The sequence below is a fragment of the Microvirga sp. RSM25 genome (assembly GCF_044784385.1).
Classification (GTDB): Bacteria; Pseudomonadota; Alphaproteobacteria; order Rhizobiales; family Beijerinckiaceae; genus Microvirga; species Microvirga tunisiensis.
Genome location: NZ_CP173039.1, coordinates 4,528,795 through 4,551,850, shown reverse-complemented (window position 1 = coordinate 4,551,850; position 23,056 = coordinate 4,528,795). Strand labels below are relative to the sequence as shown.

Here is a 23,056-nt window from a genome sequence, read left to right as displayed (position 1 = left end):
ACCAGGCCATCCGGCTTCGAAGAACTCCGTACCACTCGCATCGGGATCACCGGCACAAAGCCGGTGATAACATTGGGAAGAAAGTTCTCACACTTGATCTAATGCCCGCTCGCGGGATCGTGCCCTTGCACCGGCGTCAGCATCTCCGCGATCTGCGTCTTCAACCCGTCCGCATCCGTGACCGGGAGCGAGCAGCGCATGCCGGCGCAGACGAGGGCTTGTGCGTCCATGCCCGAGGAGGCGAGGGCGCTGGCCGGATGATTTTCGTCGAGGGTCTCATCCTCGCGCAGCCGGCGGACGCTGCGGTCGGGATAGGGGACCTGCAGGGCGGTCTCGAACAAGTCCTGCGCGTTGTTTCCCGTGACGAGGATGCTCAGGCCGCGCAGGTGCAGGTCGAGGGCGTTGAGGATCGAGGTATGGCCCAGCGGCGCCGAGCGGGCGATGCCGACGAGCTGGCTCAGGATCTCCGAGGCCCGTTGAAGATCGTCCTGCGTCTCCGTGATCTGGGCCAGGCGGACCAGAGCCTCGGCGAAGACCCCGTTGGCGTTCGGCACGGCATCGTCATGGGTCGGCCGGGGACGGACGACCAGTGGGTCCGCATTCTGGGCAGTCATGGCGAGGCAGCCGGTCTCCGTGACCATGAAATCCGAGAGCAGCCCGTCGCGCCAGGTCTGCGCATTTGAGAGATAGGCGGGCTCGGAGGTCGCTTCGTAGAGGGCGAGCGCCGCCCGCATCATCGCGGCGTGGTCGAGGGCGAAGCCCGGGAAGATCAGCGCGCCGCCGCGCCAGGAATGGCCGAGCCGGCCGTCGCGGCTCATCGATTCAGACACGAAACGATAGGATCGGGCTGCGAGGCCGATCCAGTCTGGCCGGCCGAGGAGGGGAGAGGCGCGCACGAGGCTCGAGATCATCAGCCCGTTCCAATCCGCCAGCACCTTGTCGTCGAGGCCGGGCCTGACCCGCGAGGCCCGCCGCTCCAGAAGTTTTTCGCGCATGGTCGCGAGCCGTTCTTCCACGGCGGATGGAGCCTCACCGGAGATGAGCCGGTTCGGGATGTTCGTGCCTTCCCAGTTTCCCTCCTCCGAGATGTCGTAGACCCTGGCGAAGAAGGCCGCATCCTCCGCGCCCAGGACCTCGCGGATTTCGCCCAGGCTCCAGACATAGAAGCGGCCCTCCTCGCCTTCCGAGTCCGCATCGAGGCTCGACGCGAAGGCGCCCTCGGGTGTGGTCATCTCCCGGTCGAGCCAAGTGACGATACCCTCCGCGGCATCCCGGAAAAGGGCGCGGCCGGTCTCCGCAAAGCCAAGCGCGTAGAGCTCGAGGAGCTGCGCATTGTCGTAGAGCATCTTCTCGAAATGCGGCACGAGCCAGCGCTCGTCGACGGAGTAGCGTGCGAAGCCGCCGCCGAGATGATCGCGGATGCCGCCGAGGGCCATGCGCTCCAGGGTCAGGAGGAAACGCCTCTTCGCCTCCTGGTCACCGGTGCGGCCAGCATAGCGATAGAGATATTCGAGGATCGGCGGGTTGGGGAATTTCGGCGCGCCCTGCAGACCTCCGTTTTCCGTATCGATCAGCTCGGAGAGCCGCAGGCCCATGCGGTCGAGATCGTCGGGCCCAAGCGTGCCGCCGTCGCTCCGGTCGGTCTTGGCGAGGTGCTGCTTGATCGCATCCCGGTTCTTGAGGATGCGTTCGGGCTCGGCGTGGTAGAGGCGGCTGATCTCACGCAGCACGCCGGCGAAGCCGGGGCGGCCGAAGCGGGCCTCCTTCGGAAAGTAGGTGCCGCCCCAGAACGGCTCGCCCTCGGGTGTCAGGAACATGGTGAGGGGCCAGCCGCCGGGCTCGCCCAGCAGGTGGAGCGCGCTCATATAGACATGGTCCACATCCGGCCGTTCTTCGCGGTCGACCTTGATGTTGACGAAGAGCTCATTCATGACCGCGGCGACGTCCGGATCCTCGAAGCTCTCATGGGCCATCACATGGCACCAGTGGCAGGCGGCGTAGCCGATCGAGATGAGGATCGGCTTATCGAGCCGCCTGGCCTCGGCCAGGGCTTCCGGACCCCATTCCCACCAATGGACAGGGTTGTCCCTGTGCTGCAGAAGGTAGGGGGAACTGGCCTCATTCAGGCGGTTCATCATGTCTGCTCCGGCGAAGGCTTCCAAGTTCGATCGATTCGGATCAGAACCGATCCTGACCGCGCTTCATGTTTTAAGACTTCATCAACCTTAAATCCTCTTCTCCTCACGAGGTTCATCCTCATGCGTTCGGACGACACCATCTTCGCCACTGCCTCCGGTCACGGCCGCGCCGCCGTGTGCCTGATCCGGATCAGCGGACCGGAGAGCCGCACCGTGCTGGAGCGGATGACAGAGCGAATGCCTGAGCCCCGGCGCGCGGTCGTGCGGACGCTGAAGGACCCGACGACCGGCGAACCCCTCGATCAGGCCCTCGTCCTGTGGATGCCGGGGCCGGGGAGCTTTACCGGCGAGGATCAGGCCGAGCTCCAGATCCATGGCGGATTGGCGACCAGGGCCGCGGTGCTGCGCGCTCTCGGCGGCATCGACAATTGCCGCCCGGCGGAAGCCGGCGAGTTCACCCGCCGCGCCTTTCTCAACGGGCGCATGGACCTCGCCCAGGTCGAAGGCCTCGCCGATATCATCGATGCCGAGACCGAGGCGCAGCGCCGGCAGGCCATGCTCCAGCTCGGCGGACGGCTCGGGAACGCCGCCGAGAACTGGCGCGAGAGCGTGCTGCAGGTCCTGGCGCTGCTCGAGGCGAGCCTCGATTTCTCCGACGAGGGCGACGTGCCGGAGGATCTGGAGCAGGAGATCCTCGGGATGATCGACCGGGTCCGGGGCGAGATCGGAGGCGCCATGGCGAACCGCAGCGGCGAGCGTCTGCGCGAGGGTCTGACCGTCGTGCTGGCAGGACCGCCGAATGCGGGCAAGTCGACCCTGTTGAATGCGCTCGCCCGTCGGGACGTGGCCATCGTCTCGCCCGTCGCCGGCACGACCCGCGACGTGATCGAGGTCCATTGCGATCTCGGCGGCCTGCCTGTGATCATCGTCGATACGGCGGGCCTGCGGGAGAGCGGCGATATGATCGAGCAGGAGGGCGTCTCCCGGGCCCGGGCCCGGGCGCAGGATGCGGATCTCGTGCTTTGGCTCATGCCGCCGGAAGGCGAGGAGAGTGAACCGCCTCAGGCTCAACGTCTTTTGAGGGTAGGCACGAAGTCGGATTTGAATCGGGTCCGACACGATTGCGATCTGACGATCGCGGCCGCGACCGGGGAGGGATTGCCGGAGCTGATCGCCCGTCTCGAGGAGGAGGCCTCGGCGCTGATGGGGCAGGGCGATGCCATCCTCACCCGCGAGCGTCACCGCAAGGCCCTGGAGCGCGCCCATGCGGCCCTGGAACGGGCTCGTGCCATGCTCGTCGGCCATGGACCGCTCGAACTGGCGGCCGAAGAGGTGCGGCTTGCCGCGCGTGCCATTGGCGAGATCACCGGCCGGGTCGATGTGGAGGATGTGCTGGACCGCCTGTTCTCCAGCTTCTGCATCGGGAAATGACCGGTCCCTGCGGTAACGCTGAGTCGAATCGGCGAGAGTTGATTTTCGGCTGTTCACGAATCGGTGGAACAATGCTGAATCGGATGGGTACAGCCTGTGAACAGGATGTGCAGAAGCGAGGCCGGGCCCGAAATGTTTCACGTGAAACATTTTGCCCTTTTGACCTCTGTCCCGTCGGGATTTAGATCCAAGCCTATCGCGCGAGAAAGTGTTTTCGGTTTTCCGCGCCGGGCGATGTGTTTGGCTGGAAAGCGAGCGTCGGATCGGTTCCATGAGGTACACTCCACCTCTGGATCCGCGGCTCCGGCATGGAGATCAACATGAGTCAGGTGTTCGATGTGATCGTCGTGGGAGGCGGCCACGCGGGGTCCGAGGCGGCCGCCGCGTCGGCCCGCATGGGCGCGCGCACGGCCCTGGTCACGCACAAACTGTCCACCGTCGGCGCCATGTCCTGTAATCCGGCCATCGGTGGCCTGGGTAAAGGCCATCTCGTGCGTGAGATCGACGCCCTCGACGGAGTCATGGGCCGTATCGCCGATCGGGCCGGCATCCAGTTCCGCCTGCTCAACCGGCGCAAGGGTCCGGCGGTCCGCGGGCCGCGCACCCAGGCCGACCGCAAGCTCTATGCCCGCGCCATGCAGGGCGAACTGCTGCAGACGCCGAATCTGACCGTCGTGGAAGGGGAGGCCGACGATCTCGTCGTCCAGGATGGCCGCGTCACGGGCCTCCTGCTCACGGATGGCCGTGTGCTCGCAACCGCAGCCGTAATCATCACTACCGGCACCTTTCTATCGGGGCTGATCCATATTGGCGAGAAGAAGATCCCGGCCGGTCGCATGGGCGAACGTCCCTCGCTCGGCCTGCCGAAGACCTTCGAGCGGCTCGGCTTCACCCTCGGACGGCTGAAGACCGGCACCCCGCCCCGCCTCGATGGCCGCACCATCGACTGGGCCGGCGTCGACAAGCAGGCGGCCGACAACGAGCCGGTGCCGTTCTCCCTGCTCACGACCCGGATTGCGAACCCGCAGATCGAGTGCGGCATTACCCGCACCACGGCCAAGGTGCATGAGCTGATCCGGGACAATCTGCATCGCTCGGCCATGTATTCCGGCGAGATCCAGGGCAGGGGACCGCGCTACTGCCCGTCCATCGAGGACAAGGTCGTGCGCTTCGGCGACCGGGACGGCCACCAGATCTTTCTCGAGCCGGAGGGCCTGGACGACGTCACCGTCTATCCGAACGGCATCTCGACCTCCCTGCCCGAGGAGGTGCAGCTCGCGTTCCTGAAGCACATTCCGGGCCTGGAGCAGGTGCGGATGCTCCAGCCGGCCTATGCCATCGAGTACGATTACGTCGATCCACGCAACCTGAATGCTGCGCTCGAAACCAAGGCGGTGCAGGGCCTCTTTCTGGCCGGCCAGATCAATGGAACGACTGGATACGAGGAAGCGGCGGCCCAGGGTCTCGTCGCGGGCCTCAATGCGGCGCGCCGGGCTTGCGGCCAGGACGGTATCGTGTTCGACCGGGCCGAATCCTATATCGGTGTGTTGATCGACGACCTGATCACCCGCGGGGTGAGTGAGCCTTACCGCATGTTCACGTCCCGCTCCGAATACCGGCTCAGCCTGCGCATCGACAATGTGGACGAGCGCCTGACCGGCAAGGGCATGGAGTTCGGCTGCGTCGGCTCGGAGCGCGCGGCCCATTTCCGGCGCTCTCAGGACGAGATCCGCGAGACGCGGCAGCGGCTGCACGCCCTGACCCTGACGCCGCAGGAAGGGTCCCGCCACGGCTTGGAACTCAATCAGGACGGCATTCGCCGCTCGGCCTATCAGCTTCTGTCCTATCCGAGCGTCGGCTGGAACGACCTGACACAGGTGTGGCCCGACCTGTCAGCCGTGAGCATCCCCGTGCGGGAACGGCTGGAGACGGATGCCACCTATGCGGTTTATCTCGACCGCCAGCAGGCGGACATCGCCGCCTATCGCCGTGACGAGAGTGTGGTTCTGGAGGAGAGCATCGATTTCCAGGGGCTTCCCGGCTTGTCGAACGAGATCAAGGCCAAGCTCGCCCTGATCCGTCCGAAGACCCTGGGTCAGGCGGCGAGGATCGAGGGTATCACGCCGGCGGCCCTGACGTTGCTCGCCGCCCATGCCCGCAAGTCGCCAAGCCGAAACATCCGTATGGCCGAGGCGCTGTCGTGACGAAATCCGCCATGATCACTGCATCGGACCTAAATGTTTCACGTGAAACATTCGAGAAGCTCGAGTTGCTGGAGCGCGAACTTCGCCGCTGGCAGGCGATCAAGAACCTCGTCGGCCCGGCCACGCTCGACCGGATCTGGGATCGTCATATCGTCGATTCGCTCCAGCTTCTGGACCTCGCGCCGGACGCCGGAACCTGGCTCGACCTGGGCGCCGGCGCCGGATTTCCCGGTCTCGTCCTCGCCATCGCGGGGGCGGAGAGGGGGCTCCAGGTCCACCTCGTCGAGAGCAATTCGCGCAAGTGCGCCTTCCTCCGTCACATCGCCCGGCTGACGGGAGCCCCGGCCAAGGTGCACGAAGCGCGGCTGGAAACCCAGGTGCCCGACTTCGTCGGCAAGGCCGACGTGGTCTCGGCTCGCGCCCTGGCATCGCTCACTATGCTGCTGGATTGGACCGAGCCCTTGTTGAAAGCGGGGACAATGGGCCTGTTTCCCAAGGGGCGCGACGCCGAGATTGAATTGACCGAGGCCCGGAAAAAGTGGACATTCGAGGCAGAGATCCTGCCAAGCCTGACCGATCCTGAGGCCAGGATTCTTCGCATAACCTCCATCGAGAGCCATTCATGATGACCGACCGCAACGGACCCGAAGCAGGCGCGCGTGGCGTGACGCCGCGCGTTCTCGTGCTCGCCAACCAGAAGGGGGGCGTCGGGAAGACGACGACGGCGATCAACCTCGGCACGGCGCTCGCCGCCATCGGCGAGAAGGTGCTGATCATCGATCTCGACCCGCAGGGCAACGCCTCGACAGGTCTCGGCATCGACCGGAAGAGCCGCCAGATCTCGACCTACCATGTGCTAGCCGGTGAAGCCTCGCTGGCCGAGAGCATCACCGAGACCGTGGTGCCCGGATTATCGGTCGCGCCCTCGACTCTCGACCTGCTTGGTGTCGAGTTGGAGATCGCGAACGAGCGGAATCGGTCGCATCGACTTCGCTCGGCGATTCAGAGCCTTTCGGCCTCCGAGGTAAGTGAACCTTTTACCTATATTTTGATCGATTGCCCGCCATCGCTCAATCTTTTGACCATCAATGCCTTGACCGCTGCTGACGCGGTTCTGGTACCGCTCCAATGCGAATTTTTCGCTCTGGAAGGCCTCAGCCAGCTGATCAAGACGGTCGAGCAGGTCCGTTCGGCGCTCAATCCGGATCTCACGATCCACGGCGTCGTGCTGACCATGTTCGACCCGCGCAACAACCTCTCGGGGCAGGTCGTCGCCGACGTGCGCCAGTTCATGGGCAACAAGGTTTACGAGACCATGATCCCGCGCAACGTCCGCGTGTCCGAGGCTCCGTCGCACGGCAAGCCGGTGTTGCTCTACGATCTGAAATGCGCCGGCTCGCAGGCCTATCTCCGTTTGGCGTCCGAAGTCATTCAGCGTGAACGCGCCCTGCGCGCGGCTTAAGAACATTTGAGAGAGACAATGGCAGAAGAAGGTAAGTCGCGTCTCGGCCGTGGATTGGCCGCCCTGATCGGCGAGGTCGGGGACGAAATGGGCAACCTCGAGCGAAAGGGCTTTGTACCCCGCCACGTGCCAGTGGAGTTCCTGCGCCCGAACCCGCGCAATCCGCGCAAGCGATTCGACGACGACGATCTGCAGGAGCTGACCCAGTCGATCAAGGATCGCGGCATCATCCAGCCCATCGTGGTGCGGCCGATTCCGAACCACCGGGAGGAATACGAGATCGTCGCCGGTGAGCGCCGCTGGCGCGCGGCGCAGAAGGCGGGCCTGCACAAGGTGCCCGTGGTCGTCGTCACGATCGACGACAAGACCTCGCTCGAATACGCGATCCTCGAAAACGTGCAGCGCGCCGACCTCAACCCGATCGAGGAATCGGAAGGCTATTCCCGGCTGATGGTCGAGTTCTCCTATACGCAGGAGAACCTCTCGAAGATCATCGGCAAGAGCCGCAGCCACATCGCCAACATGCTGCGCCTCGCCGATCTCCCCGTCGGGGTGCGCAAGCTCCTGATGGAGCGCAAGCTCACCGCCGGCCACGGCCGCGCCCTGCTCTCCGTGAAGGATCCGTTGCAGGTCGCCAAGCGGGTCCTCGACGAAGGCCTGAGCGTGCGCCAGGTCGAGGAGATCGCGCAGAACGACAATGCCGATCCTGCGAAGACGGAGGCCGCGACGGCGAAGCCCGCCAAGGTGGAAAAGGACCCGGACACCCGCGCGCTCGAAAAGGCCCTGCAGGACGTGCTCGGCCTCACCGTCAGCATCGATCACAAGGGCAAGGGCGGTGAATTGCGCATCAAGTACAAGACCCTGGAGCAGCTCGACGGCCTGTGCCGGCGGTTGAATCCGTAAGAGTTGCTCTTCACGGCACTATGGCTCTGTCGTCATCACCGGCCTTGTGCCGGTGATCCCGTTTGATTGATGCGCCGAACTTTTCCAAGAGAGATGGCCGGGACCCATCCCCGGATCGAGTCCGGGGACGGCCATGACACAGTAGAATTTGCTTACTGGGTCAGCACCTACCGCCTTGCCGCTCTTGCGATGTCGAGCAGGGTCTTGGCCGCGATCGTATCGGCGAGATCGCCGAGACGGCGGGTTTGCAGCAGGTTGGTCTGAAGCAACGCGATGGCATCCTTGAGGCTGTCGCTCGTCCAGCGCTGGAGATGGCGTTCGACCAGGGGCTTGCGCCGGAAGTGCAGGCTGCGCATGCTTTCCATCACAGCGGGGATCGGGCGTCCTTCCTCTACGGAAAGCCGCGCCGTCAGCAGCATCAAGGCATGGCGGAGCGCGGCGCCGAGCAGCACGGATGCATTCACGCCTTCCGCTGCGAGACGCCGGGAACCGGTCTCCAGGCCCGTGCCTTCGCCGGCAAAGGCGGCGTCGACCACCGCATCCATGGCGAGACTCGACACGTCGCTCATGATCGCATCCACGTCGGCCAGCGTGATCTCGCGCTGGCCATGGGCATAGAGCATGAGCTTGGCGAGTTCTCCGCGGGTGGCAAGCCGGTCGCCGCCGAGGCTCGCGATCAGCGCCGCTCTGGCCTCGCGCTGAATCGAAAAACCGTCGGCTTTCAAGGCTTCGTCGACGACCGCGCCGAGATCGCGGCCCGTATCCGCATAGCAGGGCAGGGCGAGCGCTTTCTGCGAACGCTCGCACAATGTCCTCAGCGGCGAGGATTTCTGCAGATCGCCGCCCTCGATGATGATCACCGTATCCTGCAATTCGCCTTTCAGAACCGCATCGACCGCCGGTGCGATGTTGCGCGAGGTCGATTTCACCCAGATCGCGCGCTTAGCGCCGAACAGCCCTATGGTCCCGGCCTCGTCCGCGAGACGGGCCGGGTCCGAGGCGATGTCGTCGCCATCGATGCGGATGAGCTGGAACGGGTCCGAGGGATCATCCACCGAACGTTCGGCGACGGCGCGCGCACGCTCGTTGATCAGGCCCATGTCGGGCCCGTAGAACAGGAAGACGCCGATGCGCGGATCGGGGCGCCGCAGTGCTCCGTCCACGTCACCTGCTTTGACGGCGACCATCGGGTCAGCTTTGGGTTGCGAGCGTCGCCGACAAGCGCGTCCTCACCTGCTGCGCCAGATCCTTGGCGAGCCTGATTTCCGCGTCTCGCGCCGCCCGGATATTGGCGAAGCGCTGCGGGAAGCGGTCGAAGCTCGTGGCCGATGTGGCCGTGCCCTGTGCGACCACCGTCTTTCCGTCCAGGCTCGTCAGCGTATAGGTCAGGGTCCCGCCGACGATGACGGAGCTGGCCGTGCCGGTCTCGATGTCGACCACCGGGCTCGATTGGGTCTCGCTCATGCGCAATGCAAGCTTGTAGCGCTTGGGCGTGTCCGATCCCGAGCCGTTGAGGAGGTAGACCAACTCGCTGCGCAGGTAATGCCCCGTATTGGCGAGCGCCGGCGGCCATTGCAGCTCGGGCACGTCGATGGAGGCCAGGACTGTCTGGAGCGACTGGCCCGAGGCGGTCGGGCCATAGAGCGGCCGAAAGCAGGCGGACAGGCCGAGAGACAGGCCTGCCACGAGAACGACGTGGGCAAGGCCTTTGAACTTAAGCGACGACATTCACGATCCTTTGGGGAACCACGATGATCTTGCGGGCGGGCTTTCCCTCCATCGCCTTTTGCACGGCATCGAGCGAGAGCACAGCCGCCTCGACAGTAGCCTGATCCGCATCGCGGGCAACCGTCACGTCAGCCCGCTTCTTGCCGTTGACCTGCACGGGGAGGGTGACCGTGTCCTCCACCAGAAGCGACCGGTCGACCACCGGCCAGGCCGTGTCGGACACGAGGCCCTGCTGGCCCAGGGATTCCCAGCATTCCTCGGCGAGATGCGGCATCATCGGGGCGAGCAGCTGCACGAAGATGCGCCCGGCCTCAGCGAAGGCCTGGCCCAAGCCCGGCTCGTCGCTGGTCTTGGCCTGGTTCGACAGATCCTGCAGGCTGTTGGCGAGCTCGTAGAGATGGGCGACGCAGCGGTTGAAGCGCAGACGCTCGACATCGTCCTCGACAGCCGCCAGCGCCTTGTGCGCCGCCTTGCGGACGGCGGTGGCGATGGGGCCTTCCGCGGCAGCGGAATCCCCGGCCGCCATGCGCTCGGCGAGATCGCCGACGAGGCGCCAGACGCGCTGGACGAAGCGACCCGCGCCCTGCACACCCTCCTCGGTCCAGATCACGTCGCGCTCCGGCGGCGAGTCTGAGAGCATGAACCAACGCGCCGTATCGGCGCCGTAGGATGCGATGATCTCGTCCGGATCGACCGTGTTCTTCTTCGACTTCGACATCTTCTCGATGGAGCCGATCTCGACAGGTGCGCCGGTCTCCACATGGAACGCCTTGCGTGCCGCGCCTTGCGTCTCGAAGCGCACGTCCGCGGGCAGCACCCAGCCGCCGCTCGCATCCTTGTAGGTCTCGTGCACCACCATGCCTTGCGTGAACAGGCCCGCGAAGGGCTCGTCGACGCCGGCATGGCCCGTCTTCTTCATCGCGCGGGTGAAGAAGCGCGAATAGAGCAGGTGCAGGATCGCGTGCTCGATGCCGCCGATATACTGGTCGACGGGCAGCCAATGGTCCACGGTCGCGCGGTCCGTCGGCTTGTCCGTCAGGGTCGGGTCGGTGAAGCGCGCGAAGTACCAGGACGAATCCACGAAGGTGTCCATGGTGTCGGTCTCGCGGCGGGCTTTCCCGCCGCATTGCGGGCAATCCACGTGCTTCCAGGTCGCGTGACGGTCGAGCGGGTTGCCCGGCACGTCGAAGGACACGTCCTCCGGCAGCACCACCGGCAGCTGATCCTTCGGCACCGGCACGACGCCGCATTCATCGCAATGGATAATCGGGATCGGGCAGCCCCAGTAGCGCTGGCGCGAGATGCCCCAGTCGCGCAGGCGGAAATTCACCTTGCGCTCGGCCACCGGACGGTTGCCGCGGGTCTGCGATTCCAGGCGGCGGGCGACCTCCTCCTTGGCCTCTTCGATGGTCATGCCGTCGAGGAAGCGGGAATTGATCATCCGGCCGTCGCCGTCATAGGCCGTATCGGTGATGACGAAGGCATTCGGTTCGACATCCGGCGGGCAGACCACCGGCGTGTTGCCCAGCCCGTATTTGTTGACGAAGTCCAGGTCGCGCTGGTCGTGCGCCGGGCAGCCGAAGATGGCGCCCGTGCCGTATTCCATCAGGATGAAGTTCGCCACATAGACCGGCAGCGTCCAATTCGGGTCGAACGGATGCTCGGCGCGAACCCCTGTGTCGAATCCGAGCTTCTCGGCCTTGTCGATGGCTTCCTGCGCCGTGCCCATGCGCTTGCATTCCTCGATGAAGGCAGCCAGCTCGGGGTTCTTCTCGGCAGCCGCCCTGGCGAGCGGATGATCGGGCGCAACGGCCATGAACTTCGCGCCGAACAGGGTGTCCGGACGCGTGGTGTAGATCTGCAGCTCGGTGTCGCCGTTCGGGACCGTCTCCGGCTTCAACGCGAAGCGCACCAGCAGGCCCTCCGAGCGGCCGATCCAGTTGCGCTGCATCAGGCGCACCTTCTCCGGCCAGCGGTCGAGGGTGTCGAGCCTGTCGTCGAGATCCTGGGCGAAATCGGTGATCTTCAGGAACCACTGGGTCAGCTCGCGCTGCTCGACCAGGGCGCCCGAGCGCCAGCCGCGGCCGTCGATCACCTGCTCGTTGGCGAGCACGGTGTGATCGACCGGATCCCAGTTCACCTTGGCGGTCTTGCGGTCGACGAGGCCTGCTTCCAGGAAGTCCAGGAACATGCGCTGCTGATGCTTGTAATAGCTCGGATCGCAGGTCGCGATCTCGCGGCTCCAGTCGATGGCGAGACCCATCGATTGCAGCTGGGAGCGCATGGTGGCGATGTTGGCGTAGGTCCATTCCTTCGGGTGGACCTTGTTCTGCATGGCAGCGTTCTCCGCCGGCATCCCGAAAGCGTCCCAGCCCATGGGGTGGAGCACGTTGAAGCCACGCGCGCGCTTGTAGCGCGCCACCACGTCGCCCATGGTGTAATTGCGCACGTGACCCATATGGATGCGTCCCGACGGATACGGGAACATCTCGAGCACGTAGTATTTCGGACGCGGGTCGTCGTTGTTCGTCTTGAACAGGTCGCGGTCGTTCCAGACCTGCCGCCATCTCAGCTCGGCTTCCTTGGCGTTGTAGCGCTCGGGCCTCATTTTTCTCAGCACATCCGTCGTTTAGCGATTCAAGCGGCTTGCGCCGCAGCGTTGGCGCGGACTAGGACACAGCTCTCCCGCGCGGTCAACGGTTTCGCGCGGGCGAGACGGTCAAGATCCGACGCGGTGTGTCATCCTCGACGGCTCGCAGAGCCGGCAAGGGGACTATCGCGGTGTGGCTGACCATGGATCCCCTTCTCGCGTGATGGCGTTCGCCATCTCGGGCCGGGGATGACAGTGCGGAGCGAGAGAGGATGCCATGAGCGAGAACGGCGCGGTCGAAGGCTTGAAACAGGTGCAGGAGAGCATCCGGCGCGCGGCCTCCGATTATGGCCGCGACCCATCCTCCATCACCCTCGTGGCGGTCTCCAAAACCTTCCCGGCGGAGGAGATCGAGCCGGTGCTCGCCGCAGGCCAGCGGGTGTTCGGCGAGAATTACGTACAGGAAGCCAAGGCCAAATGGCCGGCCTTGCGCGAGCGCTTTGCCGATGTGGAGCTGCACATGATCGGCCCGCTGCAGTCCAACAAGGCCCGGGAGGCGGTGGAGCTCTTCGACGTGATCCACACCCTCGACCGCCCGTCGCTCGCCGAAGCGCTCGCCAAGGAGATCGTCAGGCAGGGTAAGAGGCCGCGCCTGCTGGTACAGGTGAACACCGGCGAGGAGCCGCAGAAGGGCGGCGTGATCCCGGCCGAGGTCGATGCCTTCCTCGAGGCCTGCCGCAGCAAATACAGCCTGGAGATCGCGGGCCTCATGTGCATCCCGCCGGCGGAGGACCCGCCGTCGCCCCATTTCGCGCTGCTCAACACCATCGCCAGGCGCCACGGCCTCGCCATGCTGTCCATGGGCATGAGCGCCGATTTCGACGCGGCGATCCAGCTCGGCGCCACCCATGTGCGGGTCGGCAGCGCGATCTTCGGGAGTCGGCCAAAGGCCGAATAAGTAAACCGCGGATCAGCGCCTCGGTGCTGAAGCCGAGGCTTCGCCTCACCCTGAGATCAAGAACTGACAACCTCCTCGCTCGTCATCACCGGCCTTGTGCCGGTGATCCCGGTGGCCTGAAACGCCGGGCTCTTCCGATCGGGATGGCCGGGACTGATCCCCGGATCAAGTCCGGGGACGGCCATGACGTGGTGGAGTGGTGGACGACGGCGAGGGACGCGCAGGACGAGGGGAGCGGTCGCTCACGCCTCCTCACACCCTCTCGCTGTCCAGCATGGCCATCTGGGCGGACGGATAGCGGTCGCCGGCGGCCGCGCCCTTGGGGATGATCCGCTCGATGGCCGCGAGATCCTCCTCGGTGAGCTTGACGTCGAGGGCCCCGAGAGCCTCGGCGAGGCGATCGCGGCGGCGGGCGCCGACGAGCGGGATGATGTCATCGCCCTGCGCCGCCACCCAGGCGATGGCGATCTGCGCGACGCTGACGCCCTTGGCCTCGGCCAGACGCCGCAGACCCTCGACCAGCGCGAGGTTCTTCTCGACATTGCCCTCCTGGAAGCGAGGGCTATGGGTGCGGAAATCGCCGGGGCCGGTGGTCTCGCCCTGCCAATGGCCGCTGATCAGACCGCGCGAAAGCACCCCATAGGCCGTGATGCCGATGCCGAGTTCGCGGCAGACCGGCAGGATGGCGTCCTCGATGCCGCGCGAGATCAGGGAGTACTCGATCTGGAGGTCGCAGATCGGATGCACGGCGGCGGCCCGGCGGATGGTGTCGGGGCCGACCTCGGACAGGCCGATATGGCGCACGTAACCCGCCTTCACCATGTCGGCGATGGCCCCGATGGTGTCCTCGATCGGCACGTTCGGATCGAGCCGCGCCGGGCGGTAGATGTCGATATGGTCGACCCTCAGGCGCTGCAGGGTATAGGCGAGAAAGCTTTTCACGGCCTGCGGGCGGGCGTCGTAGCCGAGCCACGCTCCGGCGGGATCGCGCATGGCGCCGAACTTGACGCTGATCAGGGCCTGATCGCGGTCGCGCCCCTGGAGCGCCTCGCCGACCAGCATCTCGTTATGGCCCATGCCGTAGAAGTCGCCGGTATCGAGTAGGGTGATGCCGGCCTCCAGCGCTGCATGGATGGTGGCGATTCCCTCGGCCCGGTCCGCCGGTCCGTACATGCCCGACATGCCCATGCAGCCGAGGCCGAGCGCGGACACGGAGGGACCGGTTTTCCCTAAGCGGCGGTGTTGCATCTGATGATCTCCCGAAAAATGGCGGCCGGCGGCTCTTCGCTGACGTCAACGGATCATGCCCGCTTCCTGTTCGTGCGATAATCCGGCATAACGAGAACAGGCTGTTTGGATTTTCGAACAATGAGCGATGTCGATCTCACAGATCTCGAAGCCTTCGCAGCGGTGGCGCGGGCGCGCTCCTTCCGCAGCGTGGCGCGATTGCGCGGCGTCTCGGCCTCGTCCTTGAGCGAAGCCCTGCGCCGGCTAGAGACGAGGCTCGGCGTGCGGCTTCTGAATCGGACCACACGCAGCGTCACGCCGACGGAGGCCGGGCAGCGATTGCTCGAACGCCTGAGCCCCGCTCTGAGCGAGGTCGCCGCCGCGCTCGACGCGGTGAACGGCTTTCGCGATTCGCCGACCGGGACGCTGCGGCTCAACGTTCCGACAGCGGTGGCCCGTCTCGTGCTTCCGCCGATCATCGGCCCGTTCCTGGCCGCCCATCCGGGCATCGCCCTGGAGGTAACCACCGAGGACAGCTTCGTCGACGTTCTGGCGGCCGGATTCGATGCGGGTGTCCGCTATGACGAGCGACTGGAGAAGGACATGATCGCCGTGCCCATCGGCCCGCGCGTGCAGCGCTTCCTGGTCGCCGGCGCGCCCGCTTATCTCGCTGCCCATGGCCGGCCCTCGCATCCGACGGACCTTCTGAACCATGCCTGCATCCGCCACCGCTTCGCCAGCGGCGTGATGCACCCCTGGGAGTTCGAGCGCGACGGCGAGATCGTGAAGATCACTCCCACGGCCCGGGTGATCGCCAACAACATCGACCTGGAAATCAGCGCCGCGATTCAGGGGCTCGGCCTGATCGCCACCTTCGAGGGATTCATCGAGCAGGAATTGAAGAGCGGTGCCCTCGTGCCCGTGCTGGAGGATTGGCTGCAGCCCTTCTCCGGGCCCGTCCTCTACTATCAAAGCCGCCGTCACATGCCGGCACCCCTGCGCGCCTTCGTGGATTTCATCAAGAAGCGGCCCTCACCCGAGATTGCGCCCGTGGCTCTTTCCGGTTAAGCCTCGGATCCCGATCACCATTCGAAACCAGGGAGGGCTGCATGTTTGAAGCGATGCATCAACGCACGTTCGGCCCCTGGCATGCCCTGCAGCAGCTTGTTGCAGGGCCGACCATCGAACGGATCTGACGGCGGGTTTTCCTTGCCGCATTTTCTTGAAGCGGAACCGGCTTCCCTTTCGCTGAAAATGCGTCCCGCGTCCTCATCTCATCCTGGTCAGCTCTGAACGGCTTATCGCGCTTGTGGCTCCGCAAGGCTCCCGCGCGTCCGACACGTTCGAGACTTCTCGCGCTTTCGATGGCTGTCGCCCGAGCGCGTTGCACCAGTGAGATTGATCGCATGGCTTCCCTGACCCTTCGCAATGTCGGCGTCGTCGCCCACACTCCCCTGTTCCAGAACCTGAACCTCGTCATCGGCGAGGGCGATCGCCTTGGGCTCGTCGCGGCCAACGGCGCCGGAAAAACGACGCTGCTCAAATGCCTTGCGGGCCTGACCGAGCCAACCGGGGGAGACATCGTCCGCTCGCGCGGCCTGCGCGTCGCCCTCGTGGAGCAGGACGTTCCGGCAAACCTGCTCGACCTTGCCTTCCATGACCTGCTGCATCGGGCGCTCCCGGCTGACGAGCGCGAAGGGCAGGAATGGCGCGTCGACATGGTGCTCGACGAGTTCGAGACGCCCGCCGACCTGCGCAGCCTCCCGATGCGCGCGCTCAGCGGCGGCTGGCAGCGGTTGGCGCTGATCGCCCGTGCATGGATCACACAGCCCGATCTGCTGCTTCTCGACGAGCCCACGAACCATCTCGATCTCGAAAAGCTCTTCAAGCTGGAGGCCTGGATCAACGCGGCGGGCTATACGGCGCCCATCGTGGTGGCGAGCCACGACCGCGATTTCCTCGACGCCTGCACGACAAGAACCCTTTTCCTGAGGCCGGAGGAATCGATCTCCTTCGCGCATCCCTATCGCCGCGCCCGTGACCTGCTCGATGCGCATGATGCGGCCCTGCAGACGCAACGGGACAAGACCCTGCGCGAGGTGAAGCGCCTTCGGCAGAGCGCCTCGGCGCTGCGCAATGTCGGCATCAACAGCGGCAGCGATGCGGCGCAGATAAAATCCGCGCAGATCAAGCGCCGGGCCGATGCTCTGGAGCAGAATGCGCGCGCCGTGCACAAGGAGCGGCCGGGCGAGATCAGGTTGGCCAATCGCGGCACCCATGCGCGGGTGCTCGTGGCGCTGGAGAACGTCACCGTGCAGACGCCGGATGGGCGCAAGCTCTTCGCGGTTCCGAAGCTCGACGTGGCCCAGGGCGACCGCATCGCGGTGCTCGGCCGCAACGGCGCCGGCAAGTCGCAACTCGTTCGCCTGCTGCACGAGGCGATGAACCGGCCCGAGGGCCTGCCCGGCATCCGCGTGACTCCGAGCCTCGCCCTCGGTTATGTGGATCAGGATATGCAGCAATTGCCCGAGAGAAGCACCGCGCACGATTTCATTCTGTCGCGCTTTCGCCTCGGCGATCAGCGCAGCCGCGCGGTGCTGGCGGAGGCGGGCTTTTCCATCGAGAGGCAGGGGCTTCCCATCGCAAAGTTGTCGCCGGGCCAGAAGGCGCGGCTCGGTTTGCTCGCTCTGCGCCTGACCGAACCGAACTTCTACCTCATGGACGAGCCCACCAACCACGTGGACATTCCGGGCCGCGAGCAGCTGGAATCCGAAATCCTCGACGCGGAAGCCACATGCATCGTCGTGTCCCACGATCGCAGCTTCGTCAAAACCATCGGCACCCGCTTCCTGCTCATCGACAAGGGCCGGCTGCGCGAGATCGACGGGCCGGAGACGTTTTACGAGAGCGTGGTCGGGTGAGGGGTGAGAGCCGCGCTTAATTTAGTACCGGACGTGAAATTGAGTGAAAGACGTCATCACCGGCCTCGTGTCGGTGATCTCGATGAAGTGAGGCACTGAGCTTTTCCTCATCGGGATGGCCGGGACAGGCCCGGCCATGACGGGAGGGGTAATGAGGGCCCATGGTCAGCCCACGATCTCGATCCGCGTGTTCGGCCCGATCCGCTCCAGCAGGCGGCGGATCATGCGTTTGTCGACGGCGACGCAGCCTTCCGTGGGCAGGAGGCCCGGGCGGGCGAGATGCAGGAAGATGGCGCTGCCGCGGCCTCGTCGGATCGGCCGGCGGTTCCAGGCGATGTCGAGCACCACGTCGTAGAGATGGTCGTCCCGCCACATCTTTTCGTGGCCGGTGGGGCAGGGCAGGGGAACGAGGCGGTTGTAGCGGCGATCCTTCACGTCGTCGGACCAGCCGTCGGTGGGGCGTATCGGCCTTAAGCGAAGGCCGGTTCGGGGCCGGGGAATGTGGTCGGGGCGGTAAAAGGCCTGCAGGATTGCGAAGCGCCCGACCGGCGAGGCACCGTCGCCCTCGCGCTTGGCGTAGGCAGTGCCCGAGCGTCCGAGGGCGCAGGGAATGACGAGATTGCCGGCCTCGAGACGCCCGCGCCTGTGGTCGAGCGGGGAGCGGAAGACGCGGATGACATTGACGCGAGAGAGTTTCATGGGCAGTGGAAGGGACGCAAGGTCCCTCTTGTTGTCAAGCTGGGAATGACTACTGTTATGCGTCGAGCATGATCCAAAGCTCAAGGCTCGCGCCGGCCGAAGGCCAGGCGGCGATTTTCGGTCCGGGATCGTGCGCGGCGGTAATGGGGCGGACGGACCGGCTTGAGGCTCAAGCGGTTCCCGCTTTTCGAAGGCCGCTTACGCGACTTGTGCAGTCCATCGTGTTGAAGGGTTTGAGATGTCGAATGCCAGCCGCCTCCTCGTCGTCGATGACGATCAGGACCTGCGCGACACCCTAGCCGAACAGCTCGGATTCTATGACGAGTTTCAGGTCGCGACCGCCGAGACGGCCATGGGCGCCATCGAGGCGGTGAAGGGGGACCGGATCGATCTCGCCATCATGGACGTGGGCCTGCCCGACATGGACGGGCGCGAGGCGGTCAAGGTTATGCGCCAGAACGGCTTCCGCAGCCCGATCATCATGCTGACCGCCCAGGGCTCGGAGTCCGATACGGTCATGGGCCTGGAGGCGGGGGCCAACGACTATGTGGTCAAGCCGTTCAAGTTCGCCGTACTGCTCGCCCGCATCCGGGCGCAGCTGCGCCAATACGAGGCGAGCGAGGATGCGGTGTTCCAGATCGGGCCGTACATCTTCCGCCCCGGCTCGAAGCTTCTCACCACCGACAAGGGCTCCAAGCTCAAGCTGACCGAGAAGGAAACGGCGATCCTGCGCTATCTCTACCGCGCCGGTCAGGCGGTGGTCGGACGCGACACCCTGCTCACCGAGGTCTGGGGCTACAATTCCAACGTCACCACGCACACCCTCGAGACGCATATCTACCGCCTGCGCCAGAAGATCGAGACCGATCCGTCCAATGCCAGCATCCTGGTCACCGAGCCCGGTGGCTACAAGCTGATTCCGTAAAAAAGCATCATGGCGCTGGACGACGACATCACAGTCTTAAGCCAGGCTCCGCTGTTCAACCTGCTGGAGCGGGATGCCCTGCGCCTCGTCGCCTTCGCGTCGGAGAGCCGGACCTACCGCGAAGGCGACGTGCTGTTCCGAAAAGGAGACCGCGCGGACGGCGGCTATGTGGTGAGCCGCGGCGCCATCGCGCTCGACGCCAGCGACGACGGTTCGCCCGAAACCTTCCTGGCCGGTCCCGGCTCTCTCATCGGGCAGGCGGCCTTGTTCGCCCGCATCGAGCGCCGCGCGACCGCGACCGCCCGCGAGCCCTCGGCCATCATCCGCGTGACGCCGAGCCTCATGCGCCGGGTGCTGGAGGAATTCCCGGACGCCGCCGCGGCGATCCAGGAGGCCATGGCCGAGGAGCTGACCCGCCTCACGGAGGGCCTGGAGCGGGTCCGCCAGCAACTCATCGCCATCGACGGCGAGGACATCCCGGCAAAGGCGCCGGATGAGGCGTGAGGGGTTTGCCCCTCACGCGGCCTTGACGTCGGTCAGGAAGACGTCGACCTCGCGGCTGAGGTTCTCCGCATAGCGGGCAAGCTCCTGGGCCGCACCCAGGACCTGGGTTGCCGCCGCGCCGGTCTCGCCCGCACCATGCTTCACGCTCTCGATGCTCTCCGTCACCTGACCAGTGCCGTGGGCGGCGTCCTGGACGCTGCGCGAGATCTCGCCCGTCGTGGCGCCTTGTTCCTCCATCGCGGCGGCAATCCCGGTCGAGATGGTCGAGATCTGATCGATGATCGTCTGGATGCCGTGGATCGCACCGACGGCTTCGTGGGTGGCACCCTGGATCTGGGCGATCTGCGAGCCGATCTCGTCGGTGGCCTTGGCGGTCTGGGTCGCCAGGTTCTTGACCTCGGAGGCCACCACGGCGAAGCCCTTGCCGGCCTCGCCGGCGCGCGCCGCCTCGATGGTGGCGTTGAGCGCCAAGAGGTTGGTCTGGGCGGCCAGATTGTTGATCAGCGTGATCACGTCGCCGATGCGCTCGGCGCTGCTCGACAGGGCCTGCACGATGCCGTTGGTCCGCTTGGCGCTCTCGACCGCCTCGAAGGAGATCTGGGACGACTGGTTGACCTGGCGGGCGATCTCCCGGATCGAGATCGACATCTCTTCCGTCGCCGCCGCGACGGTCTGCACGCTGCTCGATGTCTGCTCGGCTGCCGCCGCCACGCTGACGGATTGTCGATTGGTCCGATCGGCCGTGGTCGTCATGGTCTGGGCGGTCGCCTCCATTTCCGAGGCCGCGGCAGCCAACCCTTGCGTCAGCGCCGAGACATTGATTCGAACTGGCGCGTCAGCTCGTCGAGCTTCATGGCGCGCTGCATCTTCGCGCCGCTCTCGCTGGCCTGCTCGACGGCGAGCCGCTGACGTTCAGCCGTGTTCTCGCGGAAGATTTCCACCGCGCGAGCCATCTCGCCGATCTCGTTCCTCCAGGCGAGGTAGGGAACCGTCAGCGCGGTCTCTCCGTGGGCCAGGCTCTTCATGGTCTGGGCCAGCTTCGGGATCGGCCGGAACAGCATCCGGGCCGACAGGATCGCCGCCAGGGTCAGCACGAGGACGGCGGCCAGGGACACGACCCCCACCTGCCACAGGAGGCGGTTGGCCGAGGCCTGGAGGGCGGTGACCTGGAAGCCGCTGCCGAGGACGCCCAGAACCTGTCCGCTCTGGCCGAAGACGGGCAGGTTCACCAGGAGATAGTCGCTGCCGAGAATCGTGGCCTTGCCCACATAGGTGCCGCCCGCCGACACGATGGGGAAGATGACGCCGTTGCGGTCCATCGCCGTGCCGACGGCGCGGGAGCCGTCGGGATTGCGCATGTTGGTGGCGCGGCGAACCATGTTTCCGCTCGTCTTGTCCTTCACGAACAGGGTCGCCGGAGCCTGCGTGGCCTCGGCGATCCGGTCGGCCAGCTCGTCGCTGTAGAACACCGCGTCGTCGTTCACGGTGATCCCGGTGACGGCGCCCGCGGCATCCTTCTTCACCGTAAGATTGTCGATCGAGCCGCGCAGGATCCCCACGAAGGTGCGCACATTGGATTGGAGCTGAGCCAGCGCTTTGGTCTCGACGTCGGAACGGGTCTGAAGAGAGACGGCTGCGAAGAGAGCGGCGGCGGTCATCACGACGAAAGCCACCATGGCGGCCGTCGTGAGGTGGGAAAGCTTCCGATGGGCGAGGAACTGCACGGTTGTTTACCTTAGGGAAAGTCGTGCAGAAGCCTTCGCAAAAACCGGTTAACAACCCGTCAAAGGCCGGGTTGAAGGGCCGCTTTTCCGCAATGTGCTTCCAGAGTGACCCTCACTTTCAGCGGGCGGCCGGATACGCTAGCCCGCAAGCGGAAACACGATGGTACAAATCACACCGGACGGGTCGAAGTCGATCACGACGGATCCGCCGAGTTCCTGAGCCAAGCCACGCTCGATCAGACGGGTGCCGAAGCCGCGGGCGGATGGCGGCTGGACAGGAGGCCCGCCGTTCTCGTCCCATCGGAGCGTCACCTCCTCGCCCTCTGCGGCGAGGTCCCACGAGATGGAAATCCAGCCGGACGGCACGGAGAGGGCCCCGTATTTCAGGGCGTTCGTCAGAAGCTCGTGGATCGCCATGGACAGGGGCAGCACCTGGCGCGGAGGCAGCTTGATCGCCGGGCCGGACAGGACGAAGCGCTGCAGATCCACACTCTCGAAGGGAGAGATCGCCTGGTGCACGATGGTGCGCAGCTCGGCGCTGTCCCAGCTCTCCCGCGTCAGCACGTCGTGGACGCGCGCGAGCGCCATCAGCCGGCTCTCCAGCCTCTCCTGGGCATGGTCCAGGGTCTCGGCGTTCTTGAGCGACTGGAACGCGATGGACTGCACGGTCGCGAGCGTGTTCTTCACCCGGTGATTCAGCTCGTTGATCAGCAGGCCCTGGTGGTCGAGCGCCCGCTTGTGATCGGTGATGTTGATGGCCTCGCTGAAGATCCCGATCACGCTCCCCTCGGCATCCTTCATCGGCTGATAGATGAAATCGAGGAAATGCTCTTCGAGAGTGCCCTCGGCATCGCCCGCCAGCAGCACGCGCTGGCCGCGCCCGATATGGGGCCGCCCGGTCCGGTAAACCTGGTCCCTCAGCTCGAAGAAACCCTGGCCCGCGAGCTCCGGCAGGGTCTCGCGCATGGAACGCCCGATGAGCGCCCGCTCCTCGCCCACGAAGCGGCGATAGGCGTCGTTGGCCATTTCGAGGATGTGATCCGGCCCGCGGACGACGCTCATCATGCTCGGCATCTGCCGGAACAATGTGTGCAGGTGCTCCCGCTCAGCTCTGAGATCGGCCAGCGTCTCGTCGAGCTCGAGCTGCGAGCCGATCAGGTCGGCAAAGAGCTGCAGGGTCTTCAGGGTCTTGGGGTCGGACAGCTTGGCCGGCTTGGGATCGAGCGCGCAGATCGTGCCGAAGATTTCGCCTGAGCGCAGGATGATCGGAACCGCGATGTAGCTTTCGAAGCCGTACATCTTGGGCGTCCGGTGGGAACAATAGACTTGGTCCGTGCTGGCCTGATCGATCACGATGGGCGTGCTGGAGGCGCGGATCTCCGAGCAGAAGGTGGTCGCGACCTCGAGCGTTCCGCCGACGGGAAGGCCGAAGCCGATCCGGTCGAGCACCGCACAGGCGGTCCAGGAGGTGTCGGTCACCCGGGCAACGGCCCCGAATCCGAGGCCGGTGCTGTCCAGCACGAGTTCGAGGATGGAGGCGACGGCATCGATACGGCCGACCGCTTCGACGGCCGCGCTATCGTCCTGCTCTGTGCCCGATTCATCGCGAGCGACGGCATTCCCTTGAGTCATGGGAAAACCA

General features: G+C 65.5%; 19 protein-coding genes. 10 read left to right on the top strand and 9 right to left on the bottom strand.

From position 1 onward, the window contains the following. Positions 1 to 98: 98 nt before the first annotated feature. A complete protein-coding gene (locus ACD578_RS21600; RefSeq protein WP_404293984.1) occupies positions 99 to 2,135 on the bottom strand; it encodes a thioredoxin domain-containing protein in 2,037 nt (678 codons plus the stop codon). A gap of 123 nt (positions 2,136 to 2,258) precedes the next feature. On the opposite strand from ACD578_RS21600, the gene mnmE reads away from it, so the two are divergent. From mnmE to ACD578_RS21575, 5 genes are all read left to right on the top strand, one after another. Further along, positions 2,259 to 3,569 carry a tRNA uridine-5-carboxymethylaminomethyl(34) synthesis GTPase MnmE gene (mnmE, locus tag ACD578_RS21595; RefSeq protein ID WP_404288374.1) on the top strand — a complete coding sequence of 437 codons (1,311 nt, stop codon included), beginning with the start codon at positions 2,259 to 2,261 and terminating at the stop codon, positions 3,567 to 3,569. A gap of 320 nt (positions 3,570 to 3,889) precedes the next feature. Further along, positions 3,890 to 5,773, top strand: a complete 1,884-nt coding sequence (gene mnmG, locus ACD578_RS21590) for a tRNA uridine-5-carboxymethylaminomethyl(34) synthesis enzyme MnmG (RefSeq protein WP_404288372.1) — start codon at positions 3,890 to 3,892, stop codon at positions 5,771 to 5,773. A gap of 11 nt (positions 5,774 to 5,784) precedes the next feature. Then, positions 5,785 to 6,399, top strand: a complete 615-nt coding sequence (gene rsmG / locus ACD578_RS21585; protein WP_404288370.1) for a 16S rRNA (guanine(527)-N(7))-methyltransferase RsmG — start codon at positions 5,785 to 5,787, stop codon at positions 6,397 to 6,399. Beyond that, positions 6,396 to 7,235 (top strand): ParA family protein, encoded by an 840-nt coding sequence (locus ACD578_RS21580; protein WP_404288368.1) that lies wholly within the window; start codon positions 6,396 to 6,398, stop codon positions 7,233 to 7,235. The genes rsmG and ACD578_RS21580 overlap by 4 nt, the downstream gene beginning before the upstream one ends. Before the next feature lie 18 nt (positions 7,236 to 7,253). Then, positions 7,254 to 8,138, top strand: a complete 885-nt coding sequence (locus ACD578_RS21575; RefSeq protein WP_404288366.1) for a ParB/RepB/Spo0J family partition protein — start codon at positions 7,254 to 7,256, stop codon at positions 8,136 to 8,138. A gap of 167 nt (positions 8,139 to 8,305) precedes the next feature. On the opposite strand, the gene holA is transcribed toward ACD578_RS21575, so the two are convergent. The 3 genes from holA to leuS are packed head-to-tail and all read right to left on the bottom strand — an operon-like array spanning position 8,306 to position 12,474. After that, positions 8,306 to 9,325 (bottom strand): DNA polymerase III subunit delta, encoded by a 1,020-nt coding sequence (gene holA / locus ACD578_RS21570; RefSeq protein ID WP_404288364.1) that lies wholly within the window; start codon positions 9,323 to 9,325, stop codon positions 8,306 to 8,308. A gap of 4 nt (positions 9,326 to 9,329) precedes the next feature. Beyond that, positions 9,330 to 9,866, bottom strand: a complete 537-nt coding sequence (gene lptE, locus ACD578_RS21565) for an LPS assembly lipoprotein LptE (protein ID WP_404288362.1) — start codon at positions 9,864 to 9,866, stop codon at positions 9,330 to 9,332. Beyond that, a complete protein-coding gene (gene leuS / locus ACD578_RS21560; RefSeq protein ID WP_404288360.1) occupies positions 9,853 to 12,474 on the bottom strand; it encodes a leucine--tRNA ligase in 2,622 nt (873 codons plus the stop codon). Before leuS ends, lptE begins: the two co-directional genes overlap by 14 nt. A 259-nt stretch (positions 12,475 to 12,733) precedes the next feature. Between leuS and ACD578_RS21555 the strand changes: the two genes are divergently transcribed. Continuing rightward, the gene (locus ACD578_RS21555; RefSeq protein WP_404288358.1) at positions 12,734 to 13,414 is read left to right on the top strand and encodes a YggS family pyridoxal phosphate-dependent enzyme; all 681 of its coding nucleotides are present in this window, start codon (positions 12,734 to 12,736) and stop codon (positions 13,412 to 13,414) included. A 252-nt stretch (positions 13,415 to 13,666) separates the two neighbouring features. Here the strand turns inward: ACD578_RS21555 and ACD578_RS21550 are convergent, their stop codons facing one another. Beyond that, positions 13,667 to 14,662 carry an aldo/keto reductase gene (locus ACD578_RS21550; RefSeq protein WP_404288356.1) on the bottom strand — a complete coding sequence of 332 codons (996 nt, stop codon included), beginning with the start codon at positions 14,660 to 14,662 and terminating at the stop codon, positions 13,667 to 13,669. Positions 14,663 to 14,782: 120 nt separating this feature from the next. Here ACD578_RS21550 and ACD578_RS21545 point away from each other — a divergent pair, with 120 nt between their 5' ends. Next, positions 14,783 to 15,709, top strand: coding sequence for a LysR family transcriptional regulator (locus tag ACD578_RS21545; RefSeq protein WP_404288354.1), 927 nt, complete (start codon positions 14,783 to 14,785; stop codon positions 15,707 to 15,709). 338 nt (positions 15,710 to 16,047) lie between these two features. Continuing rightward, complete coding sequence (locus tag ACD578_RS21540; protein ID WP_404288352.1) at positions 16,048 to 17,562, top strand: ABC-F family ATP-binding cassette domain-containing protein; 1,515 nt, start codon at positions 16,048 to 16,050, stop codon at positions 17,560 to 17,562. Between the two features lie 165 nt (positions 17,563 to 17,727). Here ACD578_RS21540 and ACD578_RS21535 read toward each other — a convergent pair whose 3' ends face one another. Next, positions 17,728 to 18,261: a L,D-transpeptidase gene (locus ACD578_RS21535; protein ID WP_404288350.1), complete on the bottom strand. Its 534-nt coding sequence runs from the start codon at positions 18,259 to 18,261 to the stop codon at positions 17,728 to 17,730. Positions 18,262 to 18,499: 238 nt separating this feature from the next. Here ACD578_RS21535 and ACD578_RS21530 point away from each other — a divergent pair, with 238 nt between their 5' ends. Both ACD578_RS21530 and ACD578_RS21525 read left to right on the top strand, forming a co-directional pair. Then, positions 18,500 to 19,186: a response regulator transcription factor gene (locus ACD578_RS21530; RefSeq protein WP_404288348.1), complete on the top strand. Its 687-nt coding sequence runs from the start codon at positions 18,500 to 18,502 to the stop codon at positions 19,184 to 19,186. A 9-nt stretch (positions 19,187 to 19,195) separates the two neighbouring features. Further along, positions 19,196 to 19,690, top strand: coding sequence for a cyclic nucleotide-binding domain-containing protein (locus ACD578_RS21525; RefSeq protein ID WP_152710864.1), 495 nt, complete (start codon positions 19,196 to 19,198; stop codon positions 19,688 to 19,690). A gap of 12 nt (positions 19,691 to 19,702) precedes the next feature. On the opposite strand, the gene ACD578_RS21520 is transcribed toward ACD578_RS21525, so the two are convergent. From ACD578_RS21520 to ACD578_RS21510, 3 genes are all read right to left on the bottom strand, one after another. Further along, complete coding sequence (locus ACD578_RS21520) at positions 19,703 to 20,443, bottom strand: methyl-accepting chemotaxis protein (protein ID WP_404288346.1); 741 nt, start codon at positions 20,441 to 20,443, stop codon at positions 19,703 to 19,705. Positions 20,444 to 20,493: 50 nt separating this feature from the next. Then, on the bottom strand, positions 20,494 to 21,414 hold the full coding sequence (locus ACD578_RS21515) for a Cache 3/Cache 2 fusion domain-containing protein (protein WP_404288344.1): 921 nt from the start codon (positions 21,412 to 21,414) through the stop codon (positions 20,494 to 20,496). Positions 21,415 to 21,552: 138 nt separating this feature from the next. Next, complete coding sequence (locus tag ACD578_RS21510) at positions 21,553 to 23,046, bottom strand: HWE histidine kinase domain-containing protein (protein WP_404288342.1); 1,494 nt, start codon at positions 23,044 to 23,046, stop codon at positions 21,553 to 21,555. Positions 23,047 to 23,056: the final 10 nt, after the last annotated feature.

Coding starts and splice junctions, on each gene's coding strand:
- ACD578_RS21520 (WP_404288346.1), bottom strand. CDS start 20,443: ATGACGACCACGGCCGATCGGACCAATCGACAATCCGTCAGCGTGGCG.
- mnmG (WP_404288372.1), top strand. CDS start 3,890: ATGAGTCAGGTGTTCGATGTGATCGTCGTGGGAGGCGGCCACGCGGGG.
- mnmE (WP_404288374.1), top strand. CDS start 2,259: ATGCGTTCGGACGACACCATCTTCGCCACTGCCTCCGGTCACGGCCGC.
- lptE (WP_404288362.1), bottom strand. CDS start 9,866: ATGTCGTCGCTTAAGTTCAAAGGCCTTGCCCACGTCGTTCTCGTGGCA.
- ACD578_RS21510 (WP_404288342.1), bottom strand. CDS start 23,046: ATGACTCAAGGGAATGCCGTCGCTCGCGATGAATCGGGCACAGAGCAG.
- ACD578_RS21530 (WP_404288348.1), top strand. CDS start 18,500: ATGTCGAATGCCAGCCGCCTCCTCGTCGTCGATGACGATCAGGACCTG.
- rsmG (WP_404288370.1), top strand. CDS start 5,785: ATGATCACTGCATCGGACCTAAATGTTTCACGTGAAACATTCGAGAAG.
- ACD578_RS21580 (WP_404288368.1), top strand. CDS start 6,396: ATGATGACCGACCGCAACGGACCCGAAGCAGGCGCGCGTGGCGTGACG.
- ACD578_RS21555 (WP_404288358.1), top strand. CDS start 12,734: ATGAGCGAGAACGGCGCGGTCGAAGGCTTGAAACAGGTGCAGGAGAGC.
- ACD578_RS21600 (WP_404293984.1), bottom strand. CDS start 2,135: ATGAACCGCCTGAATGAGGCCAGTTCCCCCTACCTTCTGCAGCACAGG.
- ACD578_RS21545 (WP_404288354.1), top strand. CDS start 14,783: ATGAGCGATGTCGATCTCACAGATCTCGAAGCCTTCGCAGCGGTGGCG.
- holA (WP_404288364.1), bottom strand. CDS start 9,325: ATGGTCGCCGTCAAAGCAGGTGACGTGGACGGAGCACTGCGGCGCCCC.
- ACD578_RS21525 (WP_152710864.1), top strand. CDS start 19,196: ATGGCGCTGGACGACGACATCACAGTCTTAAGCCAGGCTCCGCTGTTC.
- ACD578_RS21535 (WP_404288350.1), bottom strand. CDS start 18,261: ATGAAACTCTCTCGCGTCAATGTCATCCGCGTCTTCCGCTCCCCGCTC.
- ACD578_RS21550 (WP_404288356.1), bottom strand. CDS start 14,662: ATGCAACACCGCCGCTTAGGGAAAACCGGTCCCTCCGTGTCCGCGCTC.
- ACD578_RS21540 (WP_404288352.1), top strand. CDS start 16,048: ATGGCTTCCCTGACCCTTCGCAATGTCGGCGTCGTCGCCCACACTCCC.
- leuS (WP_404288360.1), bottom strand. CDS start 12,474: ATGAGGCCCGAGCGCTACAACGCCAAGGAAGCCGAGCTGAGATGGCGG.
- ACD578_RS21575 (WP_404288366.1), top strand. CDS start 7,254: ATGGCAGAAGAAGGTAAGTCGCGTCTCGGCCGTGGATTGGCCGCCCTG.